23 protein-coding genes are annotated in these 26,096 nt (G+C 62.0%); 12 read left to right on the top strand and 11 right to left on the bottom strand.

Annotated features, from left to right (window positions below):
* Window positions 1-157: 157 nt before the first annotated feature.
* From hofQ to pilM, 5 genes are read right to left on the bottom strand one after another with little or no spacing between them, the layout of a single operon-like run.
* Complete coding sequence (hofQ, locus tag AC6I7Z_RS01405) at window positions 158-1,441, bottom strand: DNA uptake porin HofQ (RefSeq protein ID WP_497812910.1); 1,284 nt, start codon at window positions 1,439-1,441, stop codon at window positions 158-160.
* A complete protein-coding gene (locus AC6I7Z_RS01400; protein ID WP_497812909.1) occupies window positions 1,380-1,766 on the bottom strand; it encodes a HofP DNA utilization family protein in 387 nt (128 codons plus the stop codon). Before AC6I7Z_RS01400 ends, hofQ begins: the two co-directional genes overlap by 62 nt.
* Window positions 1,756-2,250, bottom strand: a complete 495-nt coding sequence (locus tag AC6I7Z_RS01395; RefSeq protein WP_497812908.1) for a HofO family protein — start codon at window positions 2,248-2,250, stop codon at window positions 1,756-1,758. Before AC6I7Z_RS01395 ends, AC6I7Z_RS01400 begins: the two co-directional genes overlap by 11 nt.
* Complete coding sequence (locus AC6I7Z_RS01390; RefSeq protein ID WP_497812907.1) at window positions 2,243-2,785, bottom strand: PilN domain-containing protein; 543 nt, start codon at window positions 2,783-2,785, stop codon at window positions 2,243-2,245. The genes AC6I7Z_RS01395 and AC6I7Z_RS01390 overlap by 8 nt, the downstream gene beginning before the upstream one ends.
* Window positions 2,785-3,600, bottom strand: coding sequence for a pilus assembly protein PilM (gene pilM, locus AC6I7Z_RS01385; protein WP_497812906.1), 816 nt, complete (start codon window positions 3,598-3,600; stop codon window positions 2,785-2,787). The genes AC6I7Z_RS01390 and pilM overlap by 1 nt, the downstream gene beginning before the upstream one ends.
* Before the next feature lie 117 nt (window positions 3,601-3,717).
* Here pilM and mrcA point away from each other — a divergent pair, with 117 nt between their 5' ends.
* On the top strand, window positions 3,718-6,267 hold the full coding sequence (mrcA, locus tag AC6I7Z_RS01380) for a peptidoglycan glycosyltransferase/peptidoglycan DD-transpeptidase MrcA (protein WP_497812905.1): 2,550 nt from the start codon (window positions 3,718-3,720) through the stop codon (window positions 6,265-6,267).
* A 227-nt stretch (window positions 6,268-6,494) separates the two neighbouring features.
* On the opposite strand, the gene nudE is transcribed toward mrcA, so the two are convergent.
* Window positions 6,495-7,061: an ADP compounds hydrolase NudE gene (gene nudE, locus AC6I7Z_RS01375; protein ID WP_033753103.1), complete on the bottom strand. Its 567-nt coding sequence runs from the start codon at window positions 7,059-7,061 to the stop codon at window positions 6,495-6,497.
* A 392-nt stretch (window positions 7,062-7,453) separates the two neighbouring features.
* Here nudE and AC6I7Z_RS01370 point away from each other — a divergent pair, with 392 nt between their 5' ends.
* The 5 genes from AC6I7Z_RS01370 (at window position 7,454) to pckA (ending at window position 13,549) form a co-directional block, all read left to right on the top strand.
* Window positions 7,454-9,589 (top strand): intracellular growth attenuator family protein, encoded by a 2,136-nt coding sequence (locus AC6I7Z_RS01370; RefSeq protein WP_497812904.1) that lies wholly within the window; start codon window positions 7,454-7,456, stop codon window positions 9,587-9,589.
* 87 nt (window positions 9,590-9,676) lie between these two features.
* A complete protein-coding gene (gene yrfG / locus AC6I7Z_RS01365) occupies window positions 9,677-10,339 on the top strand; it encodes a GMP/IMP nucleotidase (RefSeq protein WP_497812903.1) in 663 nt (220 codons plus the stop codon).
* A gap of 12 nt (window positions 10,340-10,351) precedes the next feature.
* A complete protein-coding gene (gene hslR / locus AC6I7Z_RS01360) occupies window positions 10,352-10,759 on the top strand; it encodes a ribosome-associated heat shock protein Hsp15 (RefSeq protein WP_033753111.1) in 408 nt (135 codons plus the stop codon).
* Between the two features lie 19 nt (window positions 10,760-10,778).
* On the top strand, window positions 10,779-11,651 hold the full coding sequence (hslO, locus tag AC6I7Z_RS01355; protein WP_497812902.1) for an Hsp33 family molecular chaperone HslO: 873 nt from the start codon (window positions 10,779-10,781) through the stop codon (window positions 11,649-11,651).
* Between the two features lie 278 nt (window positions 11,652-11,929).
* A complete protein-coding gene (gene pckA / locus AC6I7Z_RS01350; RefSeq protein ID WP_033753526.1) occupies window positions 11,930-13,549 on the top strand; it encodes a phosphoenolpyruvate carboxykinase (ATP) in 1,620 nt (539 codons plus the stop codon).
* Window positions 13,550-13,580: 31 nt separating this feature from the next.
* Here pckA and envZ read toward each other — a convergent pair whose 3' ends face one another.
* Together envZ and ompR are read right to left on the bottom strand one after the other, a co-directional pair.
* The gene (gene envZ, locus AC6I7Z_RS01345) at window positions 13,581-14,939 is read right to left on the bottom strand and encodes a two-component system sensor histidine kinase EnvZ (protein ID WP_497812901.1); all 1,359 of its coding nucleotides are present in this window, start codon (window positions 14,937-14,939) and stop codon (window positions 13,581-13,583) included.
* A complete protein-coding gene (gene ompR / locus AC6I7Z_RS01340) occupies window positions 14,936-15,655 on the bottom strand; it encodes an osmolarity response regulator transcription factor OmpR (RefSeq protein WP_001157751.1) in 720 nt (239 codons plus the stop codon). The genes envZ and ompR overlap by 4 nt, the downstream gene beginning before the upstream one ends.
* A 531-nt stretch (window positions 15,656-16,186) precedes the next feature.
* Between ompR and yjbE the strand changes: the two genes are divergently transcribed.
* The 4 genes from yjbE to AC6I7Z_RS01320 all read left to right on the top strand — a co-directional run bounded on the left by yjbE (window position 16,187) and on the right by AC6I7Z_RS01320 (window position 21,311).
* Entirely contained in the window at window positions 16,187-16,426 is a 240-nt protein-coding gene (yjbE, locus tag AC6I7Z_RS01335) for an exopolysaccharide production protein YjbE (protein ID WP_434124831.1), read from the top strand.
* Window positions 16,427-16,580: 154 nt separating this feature from the next.
* Entirely contained in the window at window positions 16,581-17,057 is a 477-nt protein-coding gene (greB, locus tag AC6I7Z_RS01330; protein WP_048781651.1) for a transcription elongation factor GreB, read from the top strand.
* 100 nt (window positions 17,058-17,157) lie between these two features.
* Window positions 17,158-19,485, top strand: coding sequence for a Tex family protein (locus AC6I7Z_RS01325; protein WP_497812900.1), 2,328 nt, complete (start codon window positions 17,158-17,160; stop codon window positions 19,483-19,485).
* A gap of 134 nt (window positions 19,486-19,619) precedes the next feature.
* Window positions 19,620-21,311 (top strand): alpha-amylase family glycosyl hydrolase, encoded by a 1,692-nt coding sequence (locus tag AC6I7Z_RS01320; protein WP_497812899.1) that lies wholly within the window; start codon window positions 19,620-19,622, stop codon window positions 21,309-21,311.
* Here AC6I7Z_RS01320 and AC6I7Z_RS01315 read toward each other — a convergent pair whose 3' ends face one another.
* Window positions 21,312-21,581 (bottom strand): YdgH/BhsA/McbA-like domain containing protein, encoded by a 270-nt coding sequence (locus AC6I7Z_RS01315; RefSeq protein WP_033753138.1) that lies wholly within the window; start codon window positions 21,579-21,581, stop codon window positions 21,312-21,314. It abuts the gene before it with no gap.
* 169 nt (window positions 21,582-21,750) lie between these two features.
* Window positions 21,751-22,527 (bottom strand): pimeloyl-ACP methyl ester esterase BioH, encoded by a 777-nt coding sequence (gene bioH, locus AC6I7Z_RS01310; protein WP_497812898.1) that lies wholly within the window; start codon window positions 22,525-22,527, stop codon window positions 21,751-21,753.
* 36 nt (window positions 22,528-22,563) lie between these two features.
* Here bioH and gntX point away from each other — a divergent pair, with 36 nt between their 5' ends.
* Both gntX and nfuA read left to right on the top strand, forming a co-directional pair.
* Window positions 22,564-23,244 (top strand): DNA utilization protein GntX, encoded by a 681-nt coding sequence (gntX, locus tag AC6I7Z_RS01305; protein ID WP_497812897.1) that lies wholly within the window; start codon window positions 22,564-22,566, stop codon window positions 23,242-23,244.
* Between the two features lie 58 nt (window positions 23,245-23,302).
* Window positions 23,303-23,878, top strand: a complete 576-nt coding sequence (gene nfuA, locus AC6I7Z_RS01300) for a Fe-S biogenesis protein NfuA (RefSeq protein ID WP_497812896.1) — start codon at window positions 23,303-23,305, stop codon at window positions 23,876-23,878.
* Between the two features lie 41 nt (window positions 23,879-23,919).
* Here nfuA and malQ read toward each other — a convergent pair whose 3' ends face one another.
* Window positions 23,920-25,992 (bottom strand): 4-alpha-glucanotransferase, encoded by a 2,073-nt coding sequence (gene malQ, locus AC6I7Z_RS01295; protein ID WP_497812895.1) that lies wholly within the window; start codon window positions 25,990-25,992, stop codon window positions 23,920-23,922.
* Window positions 25,993-26,096 lie beyond the last annotated feature (104 nt).

Raw genomic sequence — 26,096 nt, 5'->3', positions numbered from 1 at the left:
GCGCTGCGCTTTTTACGCGCCGCCTACAGATGAGATATCTGACCCTGACGGATACGCGCCGTCGGGACGGTTACAGCGTTCTAAAAATCGCTAAACCTTGTAAGCTAATTCCTGTCCTGCGTCAACGCAGTTGGCACTGGGGAGCGCATTTTCCGGTTTATCCGGCGGAAAGCGCTGCTTCCCTGACCAATCGCGGCGTAATAAAGATGACCAGCTCGCGTTTTTTATTTTCCGCGGTCTGATGGCGAAACAGCGATCCCAGCAGCGGAATATGGCCCAGCACCGGCACGCGACTTTCGCCCTGACTGCGCTGCTGCTGAAAAATGCCGCCCAGCGCCAGCGTTTCGCCATCTTTCAGCGTGACCTGGGTTTCAATCTCCTGCTTATCAATGGAGAGGACGCTGCCGTCGCCGCTCTGCACCGCGCGGCCCGGCACGTTCTGGCTGAGGTGAATTTTCAGCTGGATGCGCCCATTGCCCAGCACGTTGGGCGTGACCTCCATGCCCAGCACCGCCTCTTTAAATTCGATAGTGGTCGCGCCGCTGTTGCCCGCCGACACCTCGTAGGGTATCTCGCTGCCCTGTTTAATCATCGCCTTCTGCTGATGCGAGGTGAACAGGCGCGGGCTGGCGATAATCTCGACCTGGTTTTCCTGCTCCAGCGCGCTGAGTTCCATGTCGAGCAGCCGACCGCCGACCCGCGCCAGCGTCACGCCTGCGGTGATCCCCGGCGAACTCGCCGCCAGCGGGATCGCCAGCCGGGGATTGCGCAGCGCGTCGGTCACCGCCTCAGCGCCAGCCGGCAGGTTCCAGCTCACGCCCAGCTCCCGCAGCCTCTCCTCGCTGATGGTGACGATATGCGCCGCCAGCTCTACCTGTTCGAGCGGCACATCAAGCGCCCGCAGCCAGCGCTCGGCATCGCTGAGCGCCGCCGGCGTATCGCGCAGCAGCAGCGCGTTAGCGCGCGCGTCGAGGGTTACGCTGCCGCGCGGCGTCATCAGCGCCTGCCGCTCGCCCTGAAAGCTGCGGTAGACCTCCGTCGCGCTGGCGTAGCGCAGCGTAACGGCGCGCAGCGCGAGCGGCGCCTGCTGTGCGCTGACCGCCTGCGCCTGCTGCTCTTTTAGCTGGCGCCAGCTGTCGGGGTAAACCAGCAGCACGTTCTCCTCTTCCACGACGGTCAGCTCCGCCAGCCGCGTCACCAGCGACAGCGCCTGCCGCCAGGGCACGTCGTCGAGACGCAGCGACAGCCTGCCCTCTACGCCTGGCGCGATTAACAGGTTCACGTGCTGATAGTCCGCCAGCGCCTGCAGAATGCGCTCGACCGGCGCGTCGTCGAAGTTAAGGCTGAGCCGCTGGCCGTGTTCACCGTTGCTGAGATCGTCAGTGGCCTGGACGGGCGCGAGCCAAAGGCTGGTCAGCAGTAAAAGTGTCATCCTGAGCATGAGCGCTTCCTTTGAGAGAGAGTGTGACGAATTGCGGCGCGCAGCCGCTGCCTGCGGTGAGCGTCAGGCTGCGAGGCGCTATAGCGCTCAGTCGCCAGCCCGGCAGCGGAAGGCGATCCGCTGCCGCGATTTTAACGACGCCTCCCTGCGGCGACGTCAGCCAGGCGCGCAGGCGCGGCGCACGTCCCAGCACGCCCTGCAGCCGCCAGCCGGTTAGCGCGGCTGGCGGCTCGCACCGGCTCTCCGGCGGCGGCTGAAACGGATCGCGCGGCGCGGCATAAAGCGTGGTCGCCGCCAGCCAGAGAGGCAGCCATTTAGCGCGCATCGTCGCTCTCCAGCCAGAGCTTCGCCTGCACCTTTCCCTGTCGCGCCTCCAGCAGAAAGCGCGCCGGAAAGGGAGCCGTGGTGCGCGCCAGTTCGGCGAACAGCGGCAGAAACTGCTCCCACGCCAGCAGCAGCGTTAGGGCGCGCGGCTCTGTTTCGGGCTGCCACGCCTGCAGCTGACTGCCGCGCGCCGCCAGAACGGCGTCGAGCGGCGCGGCGCGGGACGACGCCTCAGAGTGGCGCGCGCTATCGGCCAGCTGCGCGCGCAGCAACGCCTCGTCAGGCAGCGCATTGAGCTGCGCCAGCTGCTTCTGGTACGCCTGCTCAAGCCGGGCGATATCGGCGCGCAGCGCCTGTTGCGCCAACTGTTGCGGCCGCAAAAATAGCAGCCAGAGCGCCAGCGTCGCCGCGGCGAAGCATGCCGCTACTATGCCGAGCTGTCGGCGCAGCGGCAGATGCAGCCAGTATTCCAGCGCGCTATTCATCGGCGATCTCCTCAAGACGCGCGCGTAGCGCAAAGCGATAGCCGCCATCTGGCTGACGCTCGACGTTGCCCTGCCGCACCATGGCAAAGAGCGCCGCCTCGCCGAGACGGCGCCGCAGTTCGCCAATCGCCCGCACCTCCTGCGCGCGTCCCTCGATACGCAGCTGCGTCGGCATCTTCTCTACCCGCTCCAGCCAGACCCGCTGCGGCAAAAGCGCCGGCAGCGCCTGCCAGAATCGGTGCCAGCGCATCAGGTCGTCGGCGTGACGCCGCGCGCGCCGCCACGTTGCCTGCTGCGCCGTCAGCTGCTGCTGCAGTTCGCGCCGCTGGCTAATCCGCTGAGCGATCGCCGTCAGCGTCTCGCGCGCCTCGCTCTGGGCGCGGAGCAGATGCTGGCTGACGCAGTCGAGACGCCAAAGCGCTGAGGCCGTCGTCAGCGTCAGCGCCAGCAGCAGCAGCGTCGTCAGCCCCAGCACGGCGCGCCGCTGGCGGCGCAGACGCGCGTGCCGCCACGGCAGCATATTCACCGCGATCATCAGCTATCCTCCGGGCGCAGCGCCAGTCCGGCGGCGATGCAAAACGCCGCTTCCTGCTGGGGCAGCGGCGGCTGGCGACAGGCGAACAGGCTGAACGGCGAAAAAGAGAAGAAGGCGTCGGGCAACCGCTCGGGCGACGGCGCGCAGCCGAACAGCGCGCTGGCCTGCGGGAAACAGCGCTGCCTCACCTCTTCGGGCGCGGTCTCTATGCTGGCGCTGCCGACCACGCTCTCGCTGGCGCGGCTGTACCAGAGCCACTGCGCGTCGTGACCGATCAGCAGCGCGGCGTCGTCATTCAGGCCAGCGGCGCGCGCCGTGAGCGCCAGCGCATGGGTCGTAAGCTCAAATACCGCCGGCAGCAGCGCGCTTTGCCGCAGCGGCGTCAGCCACTGGGCGATCACCTCCTGCCGGGCGGCGGTCACGTAAAGCTGGCGGTCCGCTTCGCTGGCGCGGTAGTCGAGCGTCAGCGCTTCCGGCTCGACCGGAAAGAGCCGCTGCGCCGCCGCCGTCACGTAACGTCCCAGCGCAGGCTCCTGCAGATGCTGGCTCGGCAGCGCCAGCGGTCGCTGCAGCACCAGCTGCGCGGGCAGTCCGACGCGCAGCGAATAGCGCTGCGGCAGCTGCTGTCGCAGCATGCGCAGCGCCGCCTGTAATTCAGGCGAAGATTGCAGCACGCCGTTTCTTAACGTATCTTGCGGCAGCCCTTGCTGCCACCAGCGGCACAGCTGCCAGCCGCCGCGCCGGCGCTGTATAGCGAGAGCGCAGAGCTGCGTATTCTGAATATCCAGTCCGACTTGCCATGTCTGAAAAGCCATGCGCGCGATCTCCTTATCTACAGGGGTAAAAGGACATATCAAAGCGTCTGGCTTGCCTTTATACTACCGCGCGGTTGTTTATAAACTGCTCAAACGACAACAGATGGGAAACTCCAGGTGAAGTTCGTAAAGTATTTATTAATCCTTGCAGTGTGTTGCATCTTGCTGGGAGCTGGCTCGATTTATGGTTTGTACAAATATATAGAGCCGCAGCTGCCCGACGTTAACACGCTGAAAGATGTGCGCCTGCAGACGCCCATGCAGGTGTACAGCGCGGATGGCGAACTGATCGCCCAGTACGGCGAGAAGCGCCGTATTCCGCTGACGCTGCAGCAGATGCCGCCAGAGCTGATCAAAGCCTTTATCGCCACGGAAGACAGCCGCTTCTACGAGCATCACGGCGTCGATCCGGTGGGCATTTTCCGCGCCGCCAGCATCGCGCTGATGTCCGGCCATGCTTCCCAGGGCGCGAGCACCATTACGCAGCAGCTGGCGCGTAACTTCTTCCTGAGCCCTGAGCGCACGCTGATGCGTAAAATCAAGGAGGCGTTCCTCGCCATTCGCATTGAGCAGCTGCTGAATAAAGATGAGATCCTTGAGCTCTATCTCAACAAGATCTATCTCGGCTATCGCGCCTATGGCGTCGGCGCCGCCGCGCAGGTGTACTTCGGCAAGCCGGTAGACCAGCTTTCGCTGAGCGAAATGGCGATGATCGCCGGTCTGCCGAAAGCGCCTTCTACCTTTAACCCGCTCTACTCCCATAGCCGCGCGCTGGCGCGTCGCAATGTGGTGCTGTCGCGCATGCTGGATCAGGGCTACATCACCCAACAGCAGTACGATGAAGCGCGCAGCGCGCCGCTGGAAGCGAGCTATCACGGCCCGGAAATCGCCTTCTCGTCGCCCTATCTGAGCGAAATGGCGCGTCAGGAGATGGTGAAGCGCTACGGCGACGGTGCCTATAACGACGGCTACAAGGTCTATACCACCGTGACGCGTCGTCTCCAGCAGGCGGCGCAGGAGGCGGTGCGCAATAACGTGCTGGCCTACGATATGCGTCACGGCTACCGCGGGCCGACCAGCGTGCTGTGGAAAGTGGGCGAACCCGCCTGGAGCCAGGAGCAGATCCTGAAAGCGCTGAAGCCGCTGCCGGTTTACGGCCCCTTGCTGCCCGCCGTTGTCACGCAGGCCAGCAGCGACGAGGCGACCGCGATGCTGAAAGATGGCACCAGCGTCTCGCTGGGCCTCGCCGGCGTGCGCTGGGCGCGCGCCTTCAAGTCGGATACCGTGCAGGGCCCAACGCCGAGAAGCGTGACGCAGGTGGTGCAGACGGGTCAGCAGATTTGGGTGCGTAAGGTCAATAACGACTGGTGGCTGGCGCAGGTGCCGGACGTCAACTCCGCGCTGGTGTCGCTCGATCCGCAAACCGGCGCGGTGCGCGCGCTGGTCGGCGGCTTCGACTTTAATCAGAGCATGTTCAACCGCGCCACCCAGGCGTTGCGTCAGGTCGGCTCCAACATTAAGCCGTTCCTCTACACCGCGGCGATGGATCGCGGTCTGACGCTGGCCTCTATCCTGAACGACGTGCCGATTTCGCGCTGGGATGCGGGCGCGGGCGCCGACTGGCGGCCGAAAAACTCGCCGCCTACCTATGACGGTCCGATTCGTCTGCGTCAGGGATTAGGTCAGTCGAAAAACGTGGTGATGGTGCGCGCCATGCGTGCCATGGGCGTCGATTACGCGGCGGAATATCTGCAGCGCTTCGGCTTCCCGGCGCAGAATATTGTGCATACCGAATCGCTGGCGCTCGGCGCAGCGTCGTTTACGCCGATGCAGGTGGCGCGCGGCTACTCGGTGATGGCGAACGGCGGCTTCCTGGTCGACCCGTACTTCATCAGCAAGATCGAGAATGAGCAAGGCGGCGTTATTTTCGAAGCGAAACCGCGCATCGCCTGCCCGCAGTGCAATCTACCGGTGATCTATGGCGAAACTCGCAAGGCGCTGGCGCTGAACGAGGAGAGCGTAGAAAACGTCGCGACCTCCGATCAGAACCAGAACCAGCCGGCGCCGCAGCCGGCGCTGGAGCAGGTTCCCGCTCAGCCGCAGCCGGACGGTCAGCAGTATGCACCGCATGTGATCAACACGCCGCTGTCGTTCCTGATCAAAAGCGCGCTCAACTCCAATATCTTTGGCGAACCCGGCTGGATGGGCACCGGCTGGCGCGCGTCGCGCGATCTGAAGCGCAACGATATCGGCGGTAAAACCGGCACCACCAACAGTTCGAAGGACGCCTGGTTCTCTGGTTACGGTCCTGGCGTAGTGACCTCGGTGTGGATCGGCTTTGACGACGCGCGCCGCGCGTTAGGCCGCAGCACGCTGTCGGGCGCGATTCCAGACCAGATTTCCGGTTATGAAGGCGGCGCGAAGAGCGCGCAGCCGGCGTGGGATGTCTATATGAAGAGCGCGCTGGACGGCGTGCCGGAGCAGCCGCTGACGCCGCCGGACGGCATCGTCACGGTGACTATCGACCGCAGCACCGGCAAGCTGGCCAACGGCGGCGGCAATACGCGCCAGGAGTATTTCATTAACGGCACGCAGCCGACGGAATACTCGGTGCATGACGTCGGCACCACCATTATGGATAACGGCGAGAGCCACGAGCTGTTTTAAGCCCTGCTGACATCCAATCCAGGGCTGTTCTTACAAACAGCAGAGGACGCCTACAAGCGGGTGGGATGGACCGAAGAGCAAAGCGTCCCGCGCTATGGATGGCGCGGGCCGAGCTGGCAGGGATGCCGTTTTTTGCGTCTTTGCGATCGGGCCATCCCACCCGCGCTGGCACATTGCAAAATAAAAAGGCCGACAGCGATGTCGGCCTTTTTATTCGACGCAATAAGTTAGTAACTCAGTCGCCCCTGCTGCACCAGCCACTCGCGCACCAGGAAGAGCGCGCTGACGTTGCGCGCCTCGCGAAAATCGGGCTCCTGCAGCAGCGCCAGCAGATCCTCCAGCGGCCAGCGATGCTCGATGAGCGGCTCCGGCTCGTCGCCTTCCAGCCGTTCAGGATAAAGCCCTTCCGCCACCACAATATTCATCTTGCTGGAGAAGTAGGAAGGCGCCATGGTCAGCTTGCTGAGAAACTCCAGCTTCTCCGCACCGAAGCCGACCTCTTCTTTCAGTTCGCGGTTCGCCGCCTCGAAGACGGTCTCGCCGGGATCGATCAATCCCTTAGGGAAGCCCAGCTCATAGCTCTCCAGCCCAACCGCATACTCCTGAATCAGTACGACCTGGTTATCGATAATCGGGACAATCATCACCGCTTCGCGCTCGGAGGGCTTCATGCGCTCGTAAACGCGGCGCGCGCCGTTGCTAAAAGCGAGATCGACTGATTCAACGGTGAACAGCCGCGAGCGCGCCACGGTTTCCACTTTGAGGATGTCGGGTTTCTTTAACGGGTTCTTCATATCAGCCTCAGACGTTCAACGCCGCGCGGTGCGGTAAAAAAATTAGCTTACCTGACCACAGGCGTTTGTGCGACAGCGAGTTTAGCCTCGGCCCCAGACGCCGCGCCCAGTCGGGCGGTCTCAAATGCGACTGCGCCAGTTAACGCTTTTGCAATAAGTCAACGTCGCACGTTAAAATTCAGAAAAGACCGATGTTTAATTCAGATTCTGCCGGTTAACATTCGGACAAGGCATGCTGCATTAACTTCTAATTTAATGATTTTGCGCGTTATTTCCTCTGGCATTTAGCTTGTCAGAATAGTTTATTCCCGCCAAAATTGTCTTAAATAACAGTTCTATCTGGGAGCATTAGTCCAAAGTGAAGGCAGGATTTTGGCTGCATTGAACAACGCATGAGCACAATCCTTATTGTATTGGTCATAGTGCTGGTCTGCTCAGGTCTGGCGGGTATCGGCTTTTGGTACGCTATGCGGCATCGTCCGCCATTGGCGAAACCGCTGCCCTTTATCAGCCCGCCCTGCCGCAAACTCACCGACGACGAACGTCGCGCGGTGGAAAAATACGTCGCCTCGCTTGCGAAGCAGTCGCGTCCCGCCGTACCCGGTGAAAAACATCCCCTTTTCGACAATCTGACGCTCACCGCGCAGAGCAACAACGTCTACCCCGTCACGCGCGCCATTACCCGCTATGGCCTGTCGACCGACGATGCCCACAAGTGGCGCTACTACCTTGACGAAGTGGAAGTGCATCTGCCGCCGCACTGGGAACAGTATATAACCGATGAGAACTACGTTGAGCTGATCCGCACCCAGACGATTCCGCTGGTGATCTCGCTTAACGGCCATTCGCTGGTCAACTACGGCACCGATCAGCCGTCGCTGCCGGCGCTGGTGCGTCCCGGCTCGACCAACGCCTCGATACGCAAGGAAGAGAGCGAAAACGTCGAGCTGCTTCAGGTGCGCAAAGAGACGCTGGAAGAGTACCAGCTGACGCGGCCGGACGGCACGCGCGAGGCGGTGACCATCACCTTCGCCTTTCTGCTCTTTTTCATCAGCCTGCTGGTGCCCGCCGCGCTGATGGGCTGGCTGGCGCTGCTGGGCTGCGCCATGATCGGCGCCAGCGTCTGGTCGCTGTTTCACATTCCCGCGCAGAAGCGCATGCGCGACATACACTGCCTGCGCGGCGCGCCCAAGCGCTGGGGGCTGTTCGGCGAGTCTAATCAGGAGCAGAGCAATATCACGCTGGGCATTATCGATCTCGCCTACCCGCCACACTGGCTGCCCTATGTGGCGCACGATCTCGGCCAGACCACCGATGTCGAGATCTACCTGAACCGTCAGGTCGTTCGCCAGGGCCGTTTCTTATCGCTGCAGGACGAAGTGCGCAACTTCCCTATCCAGCGCTGGCGCAAAAACGTCGTGCTGGCCTGCGGCTCGCTGCTGGTGATGGCGCTGCTGATTAGCTGGATCCCGCTCAGTATGCCGATCAAGCTCAGCCTGGCCTGGATCAAGGGCACCGAGAGCCTGGAAGTGAACGAGGTAGACAAGCTGGCGGCGCAGTCGCTGCACGTCGGCGATATTTTAAAAGTTAACGGCACCGGCATGTGCTCCGTTCCCGATAACTATCAGAGCAACCGCAGCTACGCCTATATGCCGTTCGACTGTTCGGCCGTCTACTGGAACAACGCCTCGCCGCTGCCCCAGCCGCAGTCCGATATCATCGATAAAGCCTCGGCGCTGCTGGAGGCGACCACGCGCCAGCTGCATCCGGAAACCAATACCGATCCCAAGCTCAACCCGCAGCTCGCCTCGGCGATTCAGAAATCGGGCATGATCCTGCTGGACGATTTCGCCGACCTGGTGCTGAAAACGCAGGATCTCTGTAGCCAGCAGCAGGACTGCGTGCGGCTGAAGAACGCGCTGGTGAATCTCGGCAACGCCAAAGACTGGGATACGCTGGTGCGCCGCGCCGACTCCGGGCAGCTGAACGGCATGAACGTGCTGCTGCGACCGGTCAGCGCCGAAGCGCTGGAAAACCTGGTCAATACCGCCACCTCCAGCTTCTTCTTCCGCGAGACGCGCCGCGCCGCCGAAAACCTTAACAGCCCGCCGCCTGGCGGATTTCTTATCGTCAGCGACGAAGGCCGCCAGCTGGTGAATCAGCCGCAGCCGACGGTCTCGCTGTTCGATCTCGATGCGCCGTCGCAGTGGCGCGAGCTGCAGCGCCTCTCCGGCATGCTGCTGCACACGCCGTTCAGCGCCAGCGGCATTATCACCAGCCTGTCGGTGGACGCCAACGGCACGCGCCATATCGCGCTGCACAATGAGCCGGACGCGATGGCGATGTGGCGCTACCTCGGCACCACGCTGCTGCTGGCGGTTCTGCTGGCCTGCGCGATTGTCAACGCGCTGCTGGCGCTGCGCCGCATCCATCGCAACCGTCAGCGCATGGCGAATATCCAGCAGTACTACGACAAGTGCTTCAACCATAATCTCAGCACCATGCAGAGCGTGCGCTCGATGTTCTGACGCCCGGCCCGTTCCGCCGGCGCCCTGCCCTCTCCCGCCTCTTTCTGTGCTACCCTGTCGCCCGCTTTTTATCGGAGAACCTGCCTGATGACGCTGAACTGGGCGCAAATCGATACCGTGCTGCTGGATATGGACGGCACGCTGCTGGACCTGGCGTTCGACCGCCATTTTTGGCTGGAGCATGTGCCGCTAACGCTGAGCGAAACGCGCGGCATTACACTGGCGGAGGCGGAGGCGCTGATCGCCGGAAAGTACCAGGCGGTGGCGCATACGCTAAACTGGTATTGTCTGGACTACTGGGCGACGGAGCTGGCGCTGGATATTCGCGCCATGACCTATGCGAAGCGTAGCCTGCCGGCGATGCGCGAAGATACGGTGCCCTTTTTGCAGGCGCTGCGTCGGGCGGGAAAACGCACCATTCTGCTGACCAACGCCCATCCTTATAACCTGGATATCAAACTGGCGCAGACCGGCCTTGCGCCGCACCTTGATTTATTACTTTCCACCCATACCTTTGGGTATCCGAAAGAGGACCCGCGCTTGTGGCAGGCGGTGGAGCAGCATACCGGATTTGATCGTCCGCGAACGCTGTTTATTGATGACAACGAGACCATTCTCGACGCGGCGAAAAGCTGGGGCATCGGCTGGTGTTTAGGCGTCAGCAACCCTGACTCCGGGCGTCCCGATCAGGTCTTCCAGCGTCACGCGGCGGTCCGCGACTATCGCACCCTGTGCAGCGCGCTGGCGTAAACGGGAGCAGCAATGAAAGAGAAAAGCAGCGAAGGCGTGCGCCTCGACAAATGGCTCTGGGCGGCGCGCTTCTATAAAACGCGCTCGCTGGCGCGCGACATGATTGAAGGCGGCAAAGTGCACTACAACGGCCAGCGCAGCAAACCGAGCAAGCTGGTCGAGCTGGAGGCGGAGCTGACGCTGCGCCAGGGCAACGACGAGCGCACCGTGATCGTCACCGCGCTGAGCGATAAGCGCGGTCCGGCCGACGTGGCGCAGCAGCTCTACAGCGAAACCGCCGCCAGCATTGAAAAACGGGAAAAGGTGGCGCTGGCGCGTAAAATGAACGCGCTCACCATGCCGCATCCCGATCGCCGCCCCGATAAAAAAGAGCGCCGCGATTTGATGAAATTTAAATTAACGGGCGACGACCAGGCCTAGCCCCAACGAGAGAAAATTTATGTCTGTACAAGATCAACTGCTTCGTTACCTGTTTGAGAATGTGGCCGTACGCGGCGAGCTGGTGAATGTCAGCCACACCTGGCAGGAAATCATCAAAAACCATGACTATCCGGCCCCGGTGCAGACGCTGCTCGGCGAGCTGCTGGTCGCGACCAGCCTGCTGACCGCCACGCTGAAATTCGACGGCGATATCACGGTGCAGCTGCAGGGCGACGGCCCGCTCTCGCTGGCGGTCATCAACGGCAATAACCGCCAGGAGCTGCGCGGCGTAGCGCGCGTGAAGGGCGAGATTCCAGCGGACGCCACCCTGAAAAGCATGGTCGGCACCGGCTATCTGGCGATCACCATTTCGCCGGAGAAAGGCGAGCGCTATCAGGGCGTGGTAGGCCTGGAAGGCGAAACGCTGGCCGCCTGCCTGGAAGACTATTTTATGCGCTCCGAACAGCTGCCGACCCGCCTGTTTATTCGCACCAATGAAAAAGGCGCCGCAGGCATTCTGCTGCAGGTGCTGCCGGCGCAGGATACCCAGACCGAAGACTTCAACCACCTGGCGACGCTGACCGAAACCGTGAAGAGCGAAGAGCTGATCGATCTGCCAGCGACCGACGTCCTGTGGCGCCTCTATCATCAGGAAGAGGCGACGGTATTCGATCCGCAGCCGGTAAGCTTTAAGTGCACCTGCTCGCGCGAACGCTGCGGCGAAGTGCTGAAAACCCTGCCTCAGCACGAAGTCGACGAGATCATCGAAGAGGATGGCCAGGTCGATATGCACTGCGACTACTGCGGCACGCACTACGTCTACGACGCGGTCGACATTGCGGCGATCCGCAAAGGCGGCGCGGAAGGCGAAAACAGCGACAGCATCCACTGATTTATCTTCGGGCGGCCTCGCCGCCCTTTTCTCTCCTGCGATATCCCCTTAATTTACAAAGTAAAATAACCCGCCCCCGCTAACTTTAGTTTCAAAAGCGGCTCTTTTTACTGCTTAACGCGCCCTGGTTCGCATTTCTGACGGACAACGCTTTTCCCACAGGCTCAGAAGAGTACACTGCGCGCGATCGTGCATCCGCCCAGCAGCACGCGGACGGCTTGCGCGGCACCTATAACTATTCGCCTGTGCAGTACCAAAACGATTTAAGGAGCAGTCACATGCGCGTTACCGGCCTGACCTCGCAAGATCTTGCCGCTTTGGGCATCGAGGGCACCACCGAAGTGGTCCACAACCCCGATTTCGATACGCTGTTTACCGAAGAACTCCGTCCCGAGCTGGAAGGTTATGCGCGCGGCACCCTGACGCAAAGCGGCGCAGTGGCGGTCGATACCGGCATTTTTACCGGCCGCTCGCCCAAGGATAAATATATCGTCCGCGACGACACCACCCGCGACACGCTGTGGTGGAACGATCAAGGAACAGGCAAAAACGACAACCAGCCGCTGTCGCAGGAGACCTGGCAGCAGCTGAAAGCCTGCGTGACCGAACAGCTTTCCGGCAAGCGTCTGTTTGTGGTCGACGCATTCTGCGGCGCCAACGCCGATTCACGCCTCAGCGTGCGCTTCGTCACCGAAGTGGCCTGGCAGGCGCATTTCGTCAAAAACATGTTTATTCAGCCGAGCGAAAGCGAGCTGGCCGCCTTTAAACCTGACTTTGTGGTGCTGAACGGGGCGAAATGCACCAACCCCAACTGGCAGGCGCAGGGGCTGCACTCGGAAAACTTCGTGGCGTTCAACCTGACCGAAGGGATGCAGCTGATCGGCGGCACCTGGTACGGCGGCGAGATGAAAAAAGGGCTGTTCGCGGTGATGAACTACCTGCTGCCGCTGCGCGGCATCGCCTCGATGCACTGCTCGGCCAACGTCGGCAAAGCGGGCGATGTGGCGGTGTTCTTCGGCCTGTCCGGCACCGGCAAAACCACGCTTTCCACCGATCCGGAACGCCAGCTGATTGGCGACGACGAGCACGGCTGGGACGACGACGGCGTTTTCAACTTCGAAGGCGGCTGCTACGCCAAGACCATCAAACTCTCTGAGCAGGCCGAGCCGGAAATCTATCGCGCTATCCGCCGCAATGCGCTGCTGGAGAACGTCGTGGTGCGCGAAGACGGCAGCGTCGATTATGACGACGACAGCAAGACCGAGAACACCCGCGTCTCCTACCCGATCGATCATATCGACAATATCGTGCGTCCGGTGTCGAAAGCGGGCCACGCGAAGAAAGTGATTTTCCTGACCGCCGACGCCTTCGGCGTGCTGCCGCCGGTGTCGCGCCTGACGCCTGAGCAGACGCAGTATCACTTCCTCTCCGGCTTTACCGCCAAGCTGGCCGGCACCGAGCGCGGCGTCACCGCGCCGACGCCGACCTTCTCCGCCTGCTTCGGCGCCGCCTTCCTGACGCTGCATCCGACGCAGTACGCCGAGGTGCTGGTGAAGCGCATGCAGGCCGCGGGCGCGCAGGCGTACCTGGTCAATACCGGCTGGAACGGCAGCGGCAAACGCATTTCGCTGAAGGATACGCGCGCCATTATCAACGCGATTCTGGCGGGCGAACTGGACGATGCCGAAACCGAGACGCTGCCGGTGTTCAACCTGCAGGTGCCGAAAGCGCTGGGCCAGCTCGACGCCGCCACGCTCGATCCGCGCAGCAGCTGGGAAAGCGAGGAGAAGTGGCTGGAAGCGGCGCGCGATCTGGCGCAGCGCTTCATCACTAACTTCGAGAAGTATACCGACAACGCGGCGGGCGCCGCGCTGGTTAAAGCAGGTCCGGTACTGTAAGCCTTCAGGCGCGGCGATCGCCGCGCCTGTTTTAGCTTTGCGCCGCGCTGATGCTGCCCGGCGCGCTCTGCTCCGTTAGCGGCAGCCAGGCGCGAATGCGCAACCCGCCGCGCTCGCTCTCGCCAATTTCCAGCGATCCCTGATGCGCATCGATAATGCGCTGCACAATCGCCAGCCCAAGGCCGGTGCCGCTGGTGCTGCGCGCGCTGTCGCCGCGGACAAAGGGCTGTAGCAGGTGCGTCAGCTGTTCCGGCTTGATGCCCGGGCCGTCATCCTCGACCTGAAACCACGCGCGGTGCAGTTCGCGACCGCTGCTCACCTTGATCCAGCCGTTGCCGTAGCGCGCCGCGTTCACCACCAGGTTCGCCACCGCGCGCTTGATCGACAGCGGGTTGATATCCAGCATCAGCTCTTCCGGCATCACGGCGTTCTCAATCTCGCGCTCGTAGCCGCTTTCGGCCGCCACCACTTCGCCCAGTACGCTGTTGAGATCGGCGCGCTCGGTCTGGATCTCCTGGCCGGTGCGCAGATAGTCGATGAACTGCTCGATAATGGCGTTGCACTCTTCGATATCTTTATTGATCGACTCGGCGAGATAGCCATCCTCCTCGCCCATCATCTCGGTAGCGAGACGAATGCGCGTCAGCGGCGTGCGCAGGTCGTGGCTGACGCCCGCCATCAGCAGCGTGCGGTCGTCCGCCAGCTGCTTAACGCCGGAGGCCATCTGGTTAAAGGCGCGCGTCACCGAACGCACCTCCGAGGCGCCGTACTCGCGCAGCGGCGGCGGAATAATGCCCTTGCCGACCTGCAGCGCCGCGTGCTCCAGATCCACCAGCGGCCGGTTCTGAATACGGATAAACAGCCAGGCGCCGCCAATCGCCAGCAGCATAATCGCCAGCGTATAGCGGAACAGCGGCGAGAAGTCGCCCTGATGGATTTCAGTCAGCGGCACGCGCACCCAGATGTCAGGCGACAGCCAGGTTTTCAGCCAGACCACCGGCGAGTTTTTATTGACCTCGACGCGCACGTCGGTCGGCCCGCCAAGCTGCTGGCCCATCTGCTCGCTCAGGAATTCATAGTGCTGCGCCCAGCGCAACCCGCTCTCTTCGGCTGCCGCGTTGGTATACAGCGAAATCCCCAGCTCGCGGTAGATCTCGCGGCGAAACGCGGGCGGCACTTCCAGCTGCGTGCCGTCTTCCAGCTGCAGCCGGTCGGTCATCAACATGCGCACTTCATACGCCAGCACCTTGTTGAACTGCTGCAGGCTGGGAAGAATGGCGAAGTTGAGCACCACCAGATAGGTCGTCACCAGGCTGACGAACAGCAGGGTCACGATCAACAGCAGGGTGCGGGCAAATGAGCTGCGAGGCGAGAAGCGCAGTCGCCTCATGCTTTAGAACCGTCCGGAACGAATACGTAGCCCAGGCCCCAGACCGTCTGGATATAGCGCGGATGCGCCGGATCTTCTTCCACCATGCGGCGCAGGCGCGAGATCTGCACGTCGATAGAGCGTTCCATCGCGCTGTATTCGCGTCCGCGCGCCAGGTTCATCAGCTTGTCGCGCGACAGCGGTTCGCGCGGGTGGCTGACCAGCGCCTTCAGCACCGCAAACTCGCCGCTGGTGAGCGGCATCGGCTCATCTTCGCGGAACATTTCGCGCGTGCCGAGATTCAGCTTGAACTTGCCGAATGCGATCACCGCCTCTTCCTGCGAAGGAGCGCCCGGCAGCTCGTTGGCCTGACGGCGCAGCACGGCGCGAATGCGCGCCAGCAGCTCGCGCGGGTTGAACGGCTTCGGAATATAGTCGTCGGCGCCGATCTCCAGCCCGACGATACGGTCGACCTCTTCGCCTTTCGCCGTCACCATAATGATCGGCATCGGATTGCTCTGGCTGCGCAGACGACGGCAAATCGACAGGCCATCTTCGCCCGGCAGCATCAGATCCAGCACCATCAGATGAAAGGATTCACGGGTCAGCAGACGATCCATCTGCTCGGCGTTGGCGACGCTGCGCACCTGAAAGCCCTGTTCGGTGAGATAGCGTTCCAGCAGCGCACGCAAACGCATATCGTCATCAACGACCAGAATTTTGTAGTTCTCTTGCATTTTCTACTCCCAAAGGCGCCATTGCCTGAGCCGATATTGTTAAAAAAAGTTGTCTGTCTGTGACAGTCATTAATGGTTTATATTCTAGCCGAAATTGTTACAAAGCATATTAAACAGGAGCTTATCTTTAATTTTATCGCAGCCTTTAGTGCAAAATCACATCCTTAAGCGTCTTTTATTCCGCTTACGGCAAATCTGAAAGTCAGGCGCTTTTTCTCGCTATCGACGGCCGCAAAATCGCGCCCTGGATTAATCAAACTTGCAGATCAACCAGTTAACGCGCAATTTGACTTTAGCGCCATTCGTCGCCTGACGGAGCGGCCGCGATTCCCGTCAACTCAGCTGGCCAACAGCATAAAATATCAGCCCTGGCGCGCCGTGCCGCAGGCTTCTCTCGGATTTGCGCCATTGTTGCAGAGATTCAGACCATTCAAAAATAAAGTCCTGTAAATCAATCAGTAAAGCTATCTTTCCGCCTTATGTGAATTGCACCACACTGCTTTCACTCGCTTCACTACAGGGAAAGCAATAATGAAAAAAACGTTGTTAGTGCTGGGTGCGCTGGCCACCCTCGTTCTGAATCCGGCTTTCGCGGCGACCGCAACCGGCGAAGCCGCCGGCGCGCAGGCGTCAACCACCGCGCAGGGCAACTCTAACGCTATCGGCGTCGGCGCCGTGGCTGCGCTGCTCGGCGTGGCGCTGGCGACCGCTGGCGGCGGCGACAAAGGCACCTCCTCTTCAACCACCACCTCAACCGTGGCGGGAAAATAACGCTTTAAGCCGTTTTCTCTTTTTGTACCTGCCCCTTTCGCCACCGGGGAACGACACAAAGGGTTTTCACTGTTGAAAACCTGTTCCCCGACTCTTTTTTGCCGCGCCTGCTTTGCTTTACACTGCCTGCTTTTCCGCTTCCGAGTCGCTACGCATGAAAACCCGACTGATCACCCGTGAAGGCTTTGACAAGCTAAAGGCCGAGCTTGACTATCTCTGGCGCGAAGAGCGTCCCGAAGTGACGAAAAAAGTGACCTGGGCCGCCAGCCTCGGCGATCGCAGCGAAAACGCCGACTACCAGTACAACAAAAAACGCCTGCGCGAAATCGATCGGCGCGTACGTTATCTGACAAAAAGCCTTGAGTCGCTGCGCATCGTGGACTATTCGCCGCAGCAGGACGGCAAAGTCTTCTTCGGCGCCTGGGTAGAGGTAGAGAATGACGAGGGCGAGGTCAAACGCTTTCGCATCGTCGGCTACGACGAGATTTTCGGCCGCAAAGACTACATCTCTATCGACTCGCCGATGGCGCGCGCGCTGCTGAAAAAAGAGCCGGGCGACGCCGTGACGGTAGAGACGCCGCTGGGGCCTGCGCTCTGGTACGTCAACGAGATTTCCTATCCGGACGCCTGATTCAGAATATCGCTGAAAGCCGGCCCCATCGCTGGCAATTTCACTTTTCAGTCCGTATAACTGTCCCCTGTTTTTTAACCCTGTAAGCAAGACAGAATCGATGATGAAAGATCTCAGCCACATTATTGCCAGTGAGCTGCAGGCGCGTGCGGAGCAAGTTGAAGCCGCCGTGCGTCTGCTGGACGAAGGGAACACCGTGCCGTTTATCGCACGCTATCGTAAAGAGGTGACCGGCGGTCTGGACGACACCCAACTGCGCCAGCTGGAGACGCGTCTCGGCTACCTGCGCGAACTGGAAGATCGCCGCCAGTCGATTCTGAAGTCCATTAACGATCAGGGCAAACTCACCGACGAACTCGCCAGCGCCATCAACGCCACGCTGAACAAAACCGAACTCGAAGACCTCTACCTGCCCTATAAAGTCAAGCGCCGCACCCGCGGCCAGATCGCCATTGAAGCCGGCCTGCAGCCGCTGGCCGAGAGCCTGTGGCAGGACGCGTCGCAGGATCCCGAACAGCTGGCCGCGCAGTATGTCGATGCCGATAAAGGCGTCGCCGACGTGCGCGCCGCGCTAGACGGCGCGCGCTATATCCTGATGGAGCGCTTCGCCGAAGACGCCGCGCTGCTGGCGAAGGTGCGCGATTACCTGTGGAAAAACGCGCATCTGGTGTCGCGCGTGGTGGAAGGCAAAGAGCAGGAAGGGGCTAAATTCCGCGACTACTTCGATCATCACGAAGCGCTGCACAGCGTGCCGTCGCACCGCGCGCTGGCGATGCTGCGCGGCCGTAACGAGGGCGTGCTGCAGCTCTCCCTCAACGCCGATCCCCAGTTCGACGAGCCGCCGCGCGAAAGCTATGGCGAAACGCTGATCGCCGAGCATCTCAACCTGCGCCTCAACGGCGCGCCGGCCGACGCCTGGCGTAAAGCGGTGGTGAGCTGGACCTGGCGTATCAAGGTGATGCTGCATCTGGAGACGGAGCTGATGGGCACGGTGCGCGAGCGCGCCGAAGACGAAGCGATCAACGTATTCGCCCGCAACCTGCACGATCTGCTGATGGCGGCGCCGGCGGGCATGCGCGCCACGATGGGCCTCGATCCTGGCCTGCGTACCGGCGTGAAGGTCGCGGTGGTGGACGCCACCGGCAAGCTGGTCGCGACCGATACTATTTATCCGCATACCGGCCAGGCGGCTAAAGCCGCTACCGTGGTCGCCGCGCTCTGCGCGAAACATCAGGTCGAGCTGGTGGCGATCGGTAACGGCACCGCCTCGCGCGAGACAGAGCGCTTCTTCCTCGAGGTGCAGAAACAGTATCCGCACGTGACCGCACAGAAAGTGATCGTCAGCGAAGCGGGCGCCTCGGTCTATTCCGCCTCGGAGCTGGCGGCGCTGGAGTTTCCGAACCTCGACGTCTCGCTGCGCGGCGCGGTCTCTATTGCGCGACGCCTGCAGGATCCGCTGGCGGAGCTGGTGAAAATCGATCCGAAATCGATCGGCGTCGGCCAGTATCAGCACGACGTCAGTCAGAGCCAGCTGGCGAAGAAGCTGGACGCGGTGGTGGAAGACTGCGTGAACGCCGTCGGCGTCGATCTCAACACCGCCTCGGTGCCGCTGCTGACGCGCGTCGCCGGTCTGACGCGCATGATGGCGCAGAATATCGTCAGCTGGCGCGACGAAAACGGCCGCTTCCAGAATCGCCAGCAGCTGCTCAAGGTGAGCCGTCTTGGCCCCAAAGCCTTTGAACAGTGCGCGGGCTTCCTGCGCATCAACCACGGCGACAACCCGCTCGACGCCTCGACGGTACACCCGGAAGCCTACCCGGTGGTGGAGCGTATCCTGGCGGCGACCGAGCAGGCGCTACAGGATCTGATGGGCAACCCCAGCAGCCTGCGCAACGTTAAGGCGGTCGACTTCACCGACGATCGCTTCGGCCTGCCGACCGTCACCGACATTATCAAAGAGCTGGAAAAACCGGGCCGCGACCCGCGCCCTGAGTTTAAAACCGCGCAGTTCGCCGAAGGGGTCGAAACCCTTAACGATCTGCTGCCGGGCATGGTGCTGGAAGGCGCGGTGACCAACGTCACCAACTTCGGCGCCTTTGTCGATATCGGCGTGCATCAGGATGGCCTGGTGCATATCTCCTCGCTGTCGGACAAGTTCGTCGAGGATCCGCATCAGGTGGTGAAAGCGGGCGATATCGTGAAGGTGAAAGTGCTGGAGGTCGATCTGCCGCGCAAGCGTATCGCGCTCACCATGCGTCTGGATGAGCAGCCGGGCGACAGCAACGCGCGCAGCAGCGCCCGCGGCGCCCCGCGCGACGGTGCGCGTCCGGCCGGCGGCGCGAAGCCGCGCGCGCGCCAGAACAGCCAGCCCGCAGGCAACAGCGCGATGGGCGATGCGCTGGCGGCGGCGTTCGGCAAAAAACGCTAAATCCTGCGCGCGCCCGACTTATTCTGGGTCGGGCGCGCGTAACCTCCTCTGTAAAGTTGAAAATCCCTCTCTTAACGCTACGCTGAAAACACGCCTGCATAAAAAACAACCCGGGACGTGGCACCCAATTCGCGATGGAAACGATCACAGCGCTGCTCGATAAAATCTATGCCGATACCTTTCCTCAGGCGGCGCGCGAGCGTCTGCTGAGCCATATCGCCGCCGCGCGCGACGCGACTAAGCTGCCGCGCAAGGCGCACTGGGACGAACAGGACGTGGTGCTGATCACCTACGCCGATCAGTTCCGCGAAGCGGAGGTGCCGACGCTGCAAAGCTTCTCCCGCTTTTACCAGCAGCATCTGCAGTCCACTTTTCCGCTGGTGCATCTGCTGCCCTTTTTCCCCTACTCCTCCGACGACGGCTTTTCCGTCATCGATTACCATCAGGTCAACCCGCTGTGCGGCGACTGGGCGGATGTCGCCAGGCTGCATCAGGAAACGCGCCTGATGTTCGACTTTGTCTGCAACCATATGTCGGCGCACAGCGCCTGGTTTAAACACTATCTGGCGCTCGATCCCGGCTGGGACGACTTCTTTATCAGCATGCCGCCCGCCACCGATCTCAGCGGCGTGACGCGGCCGCGCACCTCGCCGCTGCTGACGCCGTTCGAGATGGCGAACGGCGAAATGCGCTTTATCTGGACCACCTTCAGCGCCGATCAGATCGATCTTAACTTCGGCAATCCCGAGGTGCTGATCCGCATGGTGGAGGTGCTGCTCGACTACCTGCAAAAAGGGGCGGACTATGTGCGCCTCGACGCCGTCGGCTATATGTGGAAAACGCCCGGCACGCGCTGCATCCATCTGGAAAAAACCCATTTGCTGGTGAAGCTGTTCCGCGCCATTGCCGACCTGGTCGCGCCCGGCACGGTGATCATCACGGAAACCAACGTGCCGCATAAAGACAACGTCAGCTACTTCGGCGACGGGCATGACGAAGCGCAGATGGTCTATCAGTTTTCCCTGCCGCCGCTGGTGCTGCACGCCATCCATTCCGGCTCCGGACGCGCGCTGCGCCAGTGGGCGGGCGCGCTGGAGCACGGCAAAGGCGGCACCACCTTCTTTAACTTTCTCGCGTCGCACGACGGCATCGGGCTTAATCCGGCGCGCGGCATTCTCTCCGAGGTGGAGATTGTGGCGCTGGTGCGCGACCTGGCGCTGGAAGGGGCGCTGGTCTCCTATAAAAACAATCCCGACGGCACCACTAGCCCCTATGAGATCAACGTCACCTATCTTGACGCCCTCAATCACCAGAACGACGACGACGAGACGCGCCTGCGTCGCTTTCTGCTGGCGCACGCGATTCTGCTGGCCTTCCCCGGCGTGCCCGCTATCTATATTCAGAGCATTCTCGGCTCGCGCAACGACTACGAAGGGGTTAAAGCCGCGGGCCACAACCGCGCCATCAACCGCCAGAAGTTCGACCTGAAGATGATTGAAGCGGCGCTGGCGGACGGCGATAGCCTGCGCCACGCCATCTATACCCGCCTCAGTCGGCTCATCCAGCTGCGCACGCGCCAGCCCGCTTTTCATCCCGATAACCCAATGAGGCTCTACGACAGCGACAACGCGCTACTGGTGCTGAGGCGTCACGATCCGCAGCAGGAGGATAGCGGTCTGCTGTGCGTGTTTAATCTGAGCGCAAAAAGGGTGGAGGCGAAACTGCCGGAGGCGCGACTTTTTCAGGATGTGATTACGGATAAGAAAATTGATGGCACCCAGCCGCTTACGCTGGATGCCTGGCAATTTGTCTGGCTGCGTAGCTGATTACTTATAGACTTCCGCGGTGGCGCTGAATTTGCCGTGTTCACGGCCCGCGATCACCAGGAAGTATTTGCCTCCTTTTTCATCAGCCTGTTTAGAAAGTTCGCGTTTGGCGTCCATTGGCGAGGTGGTTTCCGCCGTGGTGTTCACCGTACCGATCTTCTGAAGATTCATCTTTTTCACTTCTTCTTTGGTCACTTCCTTGGCCGCAACCGCCGAAAACGACACTGCGCCCATTACCATAGAAGCTACAACCCATTTCATCACCTTCATTACAGTACCCCTCATTCATTTCCGTTATGTGAGATGTAAGCAGACGCCGGATGCGTCAGGCGAGATGGAACGGCATCATCCTCTCCCTGGATAATTCACATCATTAAGCGGCCATGCCTACCCGAAAAGTATTGTCGCTGATGAGAAAATTGCCAGCTTCGCGTCCGGTTTAACGGTAAAACTCCTGTCTGAAATCAAGAATATGCTGACAGAAGGCCTCTGGATGCGAAATAAAGGGCGCGTGCGCGGCTTTTTCCATCACGATGGAAGGCGACGCGGGCAGCGCGGCGTCGAGCAATGAGGCGATACGACGCGGCACCAGACCGTCCAGCGCGCCATAGAGACGCAGAAACGGCATCTCGAGGTGAGACAGCCGACTGCGCAGATCCACCTCGCGCAGGATCGCCAGCCCACTATCCAGCACCGCCACCGGCGGCATCGGCTGCGCCAGCACCACCTCTTTTAAGCGGCGCGCGTCCTGCCGCGCGCTGTCGGTGCCCAGCGTCTGCAGCGCCAGGAAGCGCTCGAAGGTGCGCTGGAAATCGCTGTTAAGCTGCGCGCGAAAGGTCGCCAGGGTCTCCGGCTTGATGCCTGGCCACTCTTCGCCAGCGGTAAAACAGGGCGAAGAGGCGACGCTGATCGCTCCCGCGATCTGCTGCGGCGCGCGCAGCGCCAGTTCGGTCGCCACCAGCCCGCCCAGCGACCAGCCCAGCAGCAGCGCGCGCGGCGGCAGATGCGGCAGCAGCCGCTGCGCCATCTCCGCCAGCGAAAGCGCGCCGAACGCCTGACTGCGGCCATAGCCCGGCAGATCGACCAGGTGCAGGCGAAAATGGGGGCTGAGTCGCGGCACGATGCTTTGCCACACCTCGGCGTTCAGGCCCCATCCGTGCAGCAGCACAAGATCCACATTCCCTTCTCCGCAGGTGCGCCAGTAAAGCGAGGTCATCAGTTACTATCCCGTAAAAAGGTTAAGGAGGCCGCTATGCTACCAATGCCCGCCCTCTGTTGGCTATGCCAGCTGCCGCTGCGCGTCGCGGCGCACGGCTTATGCAGCGTCTGCCTGCGCGCCCTGCCGCCGCCGCCGATCCTCTGTCCGCGCTGCGGCCTGCCGGCCGGATCGTCTCGTGTCGCCTGCGGCCGCTGTCTGCGTTCGCCGCCCGCGTGGCAGGCGCTGGTCTGCGTCGGCGACTATCAACCGCCGCTGCGCCGCTGGGTGCATCAGCTGAAGTTTTGCCGCGTAACCGCACTCAGGGTGATGCTGGCGCGGCTGCTTTTGCTAAGCTGGCTAAACGCTCACCGCACGCGCGGGCTGACGCGCCCGGATTTGCTGCTGTGCGTGCCGCTGCATAAAAGCCGCGCCTGCCGACGCGGCTACAATCAGGCGGCGCTGCTGGCGCAGCCGCTGGCGCGCTGGCTGGGCTGCGAATTCCGCGACGGCGTCCGCCGCAGGCGACGCGGCGCGCTGCAGCACCGACTGCGCGCCTCGCAGCGTCGCGGCAACGTGCGCGGCGCCTTCCGCCTTGAAATCGCCGTGCGCGGGCGCCATATCGCGCTACTAGACGATGTGGTGACAACGGGTCATACCGTGGGAGAGATCAGCCGCATTTTGCTGGCGCACGGCGCGGCCAGCGTACAAATCTGGTGCCTGTGCCGTACCTTGTAGAGCGTCGGTGATGGGCGTATTATAACCAACTAAATTAGTCAACTATTGAGCAATTGCCATGATCCGAATTACAGACTCTGCCCAGGAGCACTTCTCTAAACTGCTGTCAAAACAGGAAGATGGCACCCAGATCCGCGTATTCGTCATTAACCCGGGTACGCCAACCGCCGAGTGCGGCGTCTCTTACTGTCCGCCAGACGCGGTAGAAGCGACCGACACGGAGCTGAAGTTCGAGAAGCTTTCAGCCTACGTTGACGAACTGAGCGCGCCTTACCTCGAAGACGCCGAAATCGACTTCGTCACCGACAATCTCGGTTCGCAGCTGACGCTGAAAGCGCCGAACGCCAAAATGCGCAAAGTCTCTGACGACGCGCCGCTGACGGAACGCGTCGAGTATCTGCTGCAGGCGCAGATCAACCCGCAGCTGGCCGGTCACGGCGGTCGCGTGTCGCTGATGGAGATTACCGACGACGGTTTCGCCATTCTGCAGTTCGGCGGCGGCTGTAACGGCTGCTCGATGATCGACGTCACCCTGAAAGACGGCATCGAGAAAGAGCTGCTGGCCGCTTTCCCCGATCTGAAAGGCGTGCGCGATCTCACCGAGCACCAGCGCGGCGAGCACTCCTACTACTAATCGCCTCCGCGCGACAGTCGCTGACTGTCGCGCGCCGTTCGCTACTCCCCTTTGCGCGTCTGACTTACCGCCTTCAATAGCTTTGTCACCGCTTTATCCGTAAAGATCGCCTCCAGCGGCTGCGCCAGCTTGCGTCGCCAGTTGGGATATTGATCGACGGTGCCGGGCACGTTTACCGGCGTGGTCATTCCTGTCCAGTCTTCTGGCTGCAGCCCCAGCAGCGCGCTGCCGGTCGCGGCGAGAAACTTATGCATCGCCAGATTAAGCGCGGGCGTCATCGCCAGCTTGTCCGCCTGACGCGCGCTGCGCGCCGGCATCACGCCCGCCTGATGCAGCGCATCCAGCAGCGCCTGCTTCTGTTTTGCGCGCTGTTCATGCAGCGATTGCAGCACCTCCTTGCTGGGATAGAGCTTGAGCTTTTCTCCCAGCGCGAAATCGCCCGCGTCCCAGAAGCCGGTCAGCGTCGGCAGATCGTGCGTGCTGGCGCTGGCGATCGACTGACGCGGATAGTCGCCGGGCAGGCGATAGCTGCCGTCGCGCTGCTGCTCGAACCACATCACCTTCCATGAGAAAACGCCGCTGGCGCGCAGCAGACCGACGATTTCCGGCGGCACCGTGCCGAGATCTTCGCCGATCACCATGCAGCGATGCCGCTGGCTCTCCAGCGCCAGAATGCCCAGCAGGTCATGCACCGGATAGCTGACGTAGGCGCCTTTATCGGCGGTCTCTCCTTTCGGCACCCACCATAGCCGCAGCAGCGCCATCACGTGATCGATGCGCAGCGCGCCGCAGTCGCGCATATTGGCGCGCAGCATGTCGATAAAAGGCTGATAGCCGCGCGCGCGCATCACGTGCGGATCCATCGGCGGCAGGCCCCAGTTCTGTCCCAGCGGTCCGAGGCGATCCGGCGGCGCGCCGACCGACGCCTCAAGGCGATAAAGCTCAGGATCGTGCCAGGTCTCCGCGCTGCCTTCCGCCACGCCTACCGCCAGATCGCGATAGAGCCCCACCGTCATCTTCAGCGCCTGACTGCGCGCCCAGCACTGAGCGAACTGGTTTTGCGCCAGCCACTGCAGCCACTGCCAGAAGGCGATCTCCTCTTCGTGGCTTTCGCACCAGCGCTGCACCTCAGGCGACTGGCTGTTGCGCCAGCCTTCCGGCCAGGCTGGCCAACCCCAGGCGTCCGCATCTTCGGCGCTCCGCTCCGCCTGCAGGCCGTCGTAGGCCGCCTGATAGCGCAGGCTGTCGCCGCCGTCGCGCACAAACGCGGCGAACGCCTGCCGCTGCGCGTCATCTTCCGCGCGCAGGCTGAACTGCGCCCAGGCGTGACGCAGCGCGGCGAGCTTCAGCGCCATCACCGCGGCGTAATCGACAAATTCGCTCTCGCGCGCCTTCGCCAGCGCGCGCTGGGTTTTCGCCGCTTTCCACCACTTTTGCGCCGCCGCGCTCTGCTGGAAATCCTCCAGCTGCGCCACGCTGATATAGATAATGTTCAGCCAGCGGCGCGATGAGGGACTGTAAGGGCTGGCGAAATCGGGCGTCGCGGGATAGAGCGCGTGCAGCGGATTGAGCCCGACGAAGTCGCCGCCCTGCTGCGCCACCTGTTCCAGAAACTGCTGCAGATCGCCGAAATCGCCGATGCCCCAGTTATCGGTGGAGCGCACGGTATAGAGCTGCACCAGCGCCCCCCAGCGCTTCTCGCCGTTGCGCAGCGGCGCCGGTAGCCAGCAGCGGCGCGGCGTCAGGATAATGCGCGTCTGCCACGCTTTTTTGCCCTTGCTCAGCGTCAGCTGGTGATAGCCGTGTCCGAGCGGCGACGGCAGCATAAATGGCTCGCCTGCCTCAAGTTCGCCGCTAAACTCGCGGCCTTTTTCGCTGCGCAGCCGCCACTGATAGCGGCCGCGCCCTTGCGGATTGAGCTGCCGCGCCGCGCCGCCGCTAAAAACCTGCACCGGCGGCAGCGGCGCGCCCTTCTCTTGCCGAGCGTCGCCCATAACCGCGAGCAGCGCCCTTTTGGTGTCGTCGCCGATCGCTTCCGGCTCGCCTTTGGCGTTGGTGTAGGTGAGGGAAATTCCGGCGGCGACTGCCGCGCGATCCAGTGCGCTCTCTTTCATGCTCTCCCCTTAGCGTCTTAATCCAAAGCCGTTGAGTTGCGGTGTGATGAACGTCTGCGCACAGGCAAACTGAGCATTAAGTAAAGACGGCAGCGGGGAAAAAA

The organism is Pantoea sp. X-Soil-MYKO-1289 (assembly GCF_059730625.1).
This window is presented reverse-complemented; position numbering and strand designations above follow the sequence as displayed.

Coding starts and splice junctions, on each gene's coding strand:
- AC6I7Z_RS01320 (WP_497812899.1), top strand. CDS start 19,620: ATGGAAACGATCACAGCGCTGCTCGATAAAATCTATGCCGATACCTTT.
- AC6I7Z_RS01325 (WP_497812900.1), top strand. CDS start 17,158: ATGATGAAAGATCTCAGCCACATTATTGCCAGTGAGCTGCAGGCGCGT.
- ompR (WP_001157751.1), bottom strand. CDS start 15,655: ATGCAAGAGAACTACAAAATTCTGGTCGTTGATGACGATATGCGTTTG.
- nfuA (WP_497812896.1), top strand. CDS start 23,303: ATGATCCGAATTACAGACTCTGCCCAGGAGCACTTCTCTAAACTGCTG.
- AC6I7Z_RS01400 (WP_497812909.1), bottom strand. CDS start 1,766: ATGCGCGCTAAATGGCTGCCTCTCTGGCTGGCGGCGACCACGCTTTAT.
- yjbE (WP_434124831.1), top strand. CDS start 16,187: ATGAAAAAAACGTTGTTAGTGCTGGGTGCGCTGGCCACCCTCGTTCTG.
- yrfG (WP_497812903.1), top strand. CDS start 9,677: ATGACGCTGAACTGGGCGCAAATCGATACCGTGCTGCTGGATATGGAC.
- hslO (WP_497812902.1), top strand. CDS start 10,779: ATGTCTGTACAAGATCAACTGCTTCGTTACCTGTTTGAGAATGTGGCC.
- bioH (WP_497812898.1), bottom strand. CDS start 22,527: ATGACCTCGCTTTACTGGCGCACCTGCGGAGAAGGGAATGTGGATCTT.
- AC6I7Z_RS01315 (WP_033753138.1), bottom strand. CDS start 21,581: ATGAAGGTGATGAAATGGGTTGTAGCTTCTATGGTAATGGGCGCAGTG.
- envZ (WP_497812901.1), bottom strand. CDS start 14,939: ATGAGGCGACTGCGCTTCTCGCCTCGCAGCTCATTTGCCCGCACCCTG.
- greB (WP_048781651.1), top strand. CDS start 16,581: ATGAAAACCCGACTGATCACCCGTGAAGGCTTTGACAAGCTAAAGGCC.
- pckA (WP_033753526.1), top strand. CDS start 11,930: ATGCGCGTTACCGGCCTGACCTCGCAAGATCTTGCCGCTTTGGGCATC.
- malQ (WP_497812895.1), bottom strand. CDS start 25,992: ATGAAAGAGAGCGCACTGGATCGCGCGGCAGTCGCCGCCGGAATTTCC.
- AC6I7Z_RS01370 (WP_497812904.1), top strand. CDS start 7,454: ATGAGCACAATCCTTATTGTATTGGTCATAGTGCTGGTCTGCTCAGGT.
- AC6I7Z_RS01390 (WP_497812907.1), bottom strand. CDS start 2,785: ATGATCGCGGTGAATATGCTGCCGTGGCGGCACGCGCGTCTGCGCCGC.
- pilM (WP_497812906.1), bottom strand. CDS start 3,600: ATGGCTTTTCAGACATGGCAAGTCGGACTGGATATTCAGAATACGCAG.
- gntX (WP_497812897.1), top strand. CDS start 22,564: ATGCTACCAATGCCCGCCCTCTGTTGGCTATGCCAGCTGCCGCTGCGC.
- AC6I7Z_RS01395 (WP_497812908.1), bottom strand. CDS start 2,250: ATGAATAGCGCGCTGGAATACTGGCTGCATCTGCCGCTGCGCCGACAG.
- nudE (WP_033753103.1), bottom strand. CDS start 7,061: ATGAAGAACCCGTTAAAGAAACCCGACATCCTCAAAGTGGAAACCGTG.
- hofQ (WP_497812910.1), bottom strand. CDS start 1,441: ATGCTCAGGATGACACTTTTACTGCTGACCAGCCTTTGGCTCGCGCCC.
- hslR (WP_033753111.1), top strand. CDS start 10,352: ATGAAAGAGAAAAGCAGCGAAGGCGTGCGCCTCGACAAATGGCTCTGG.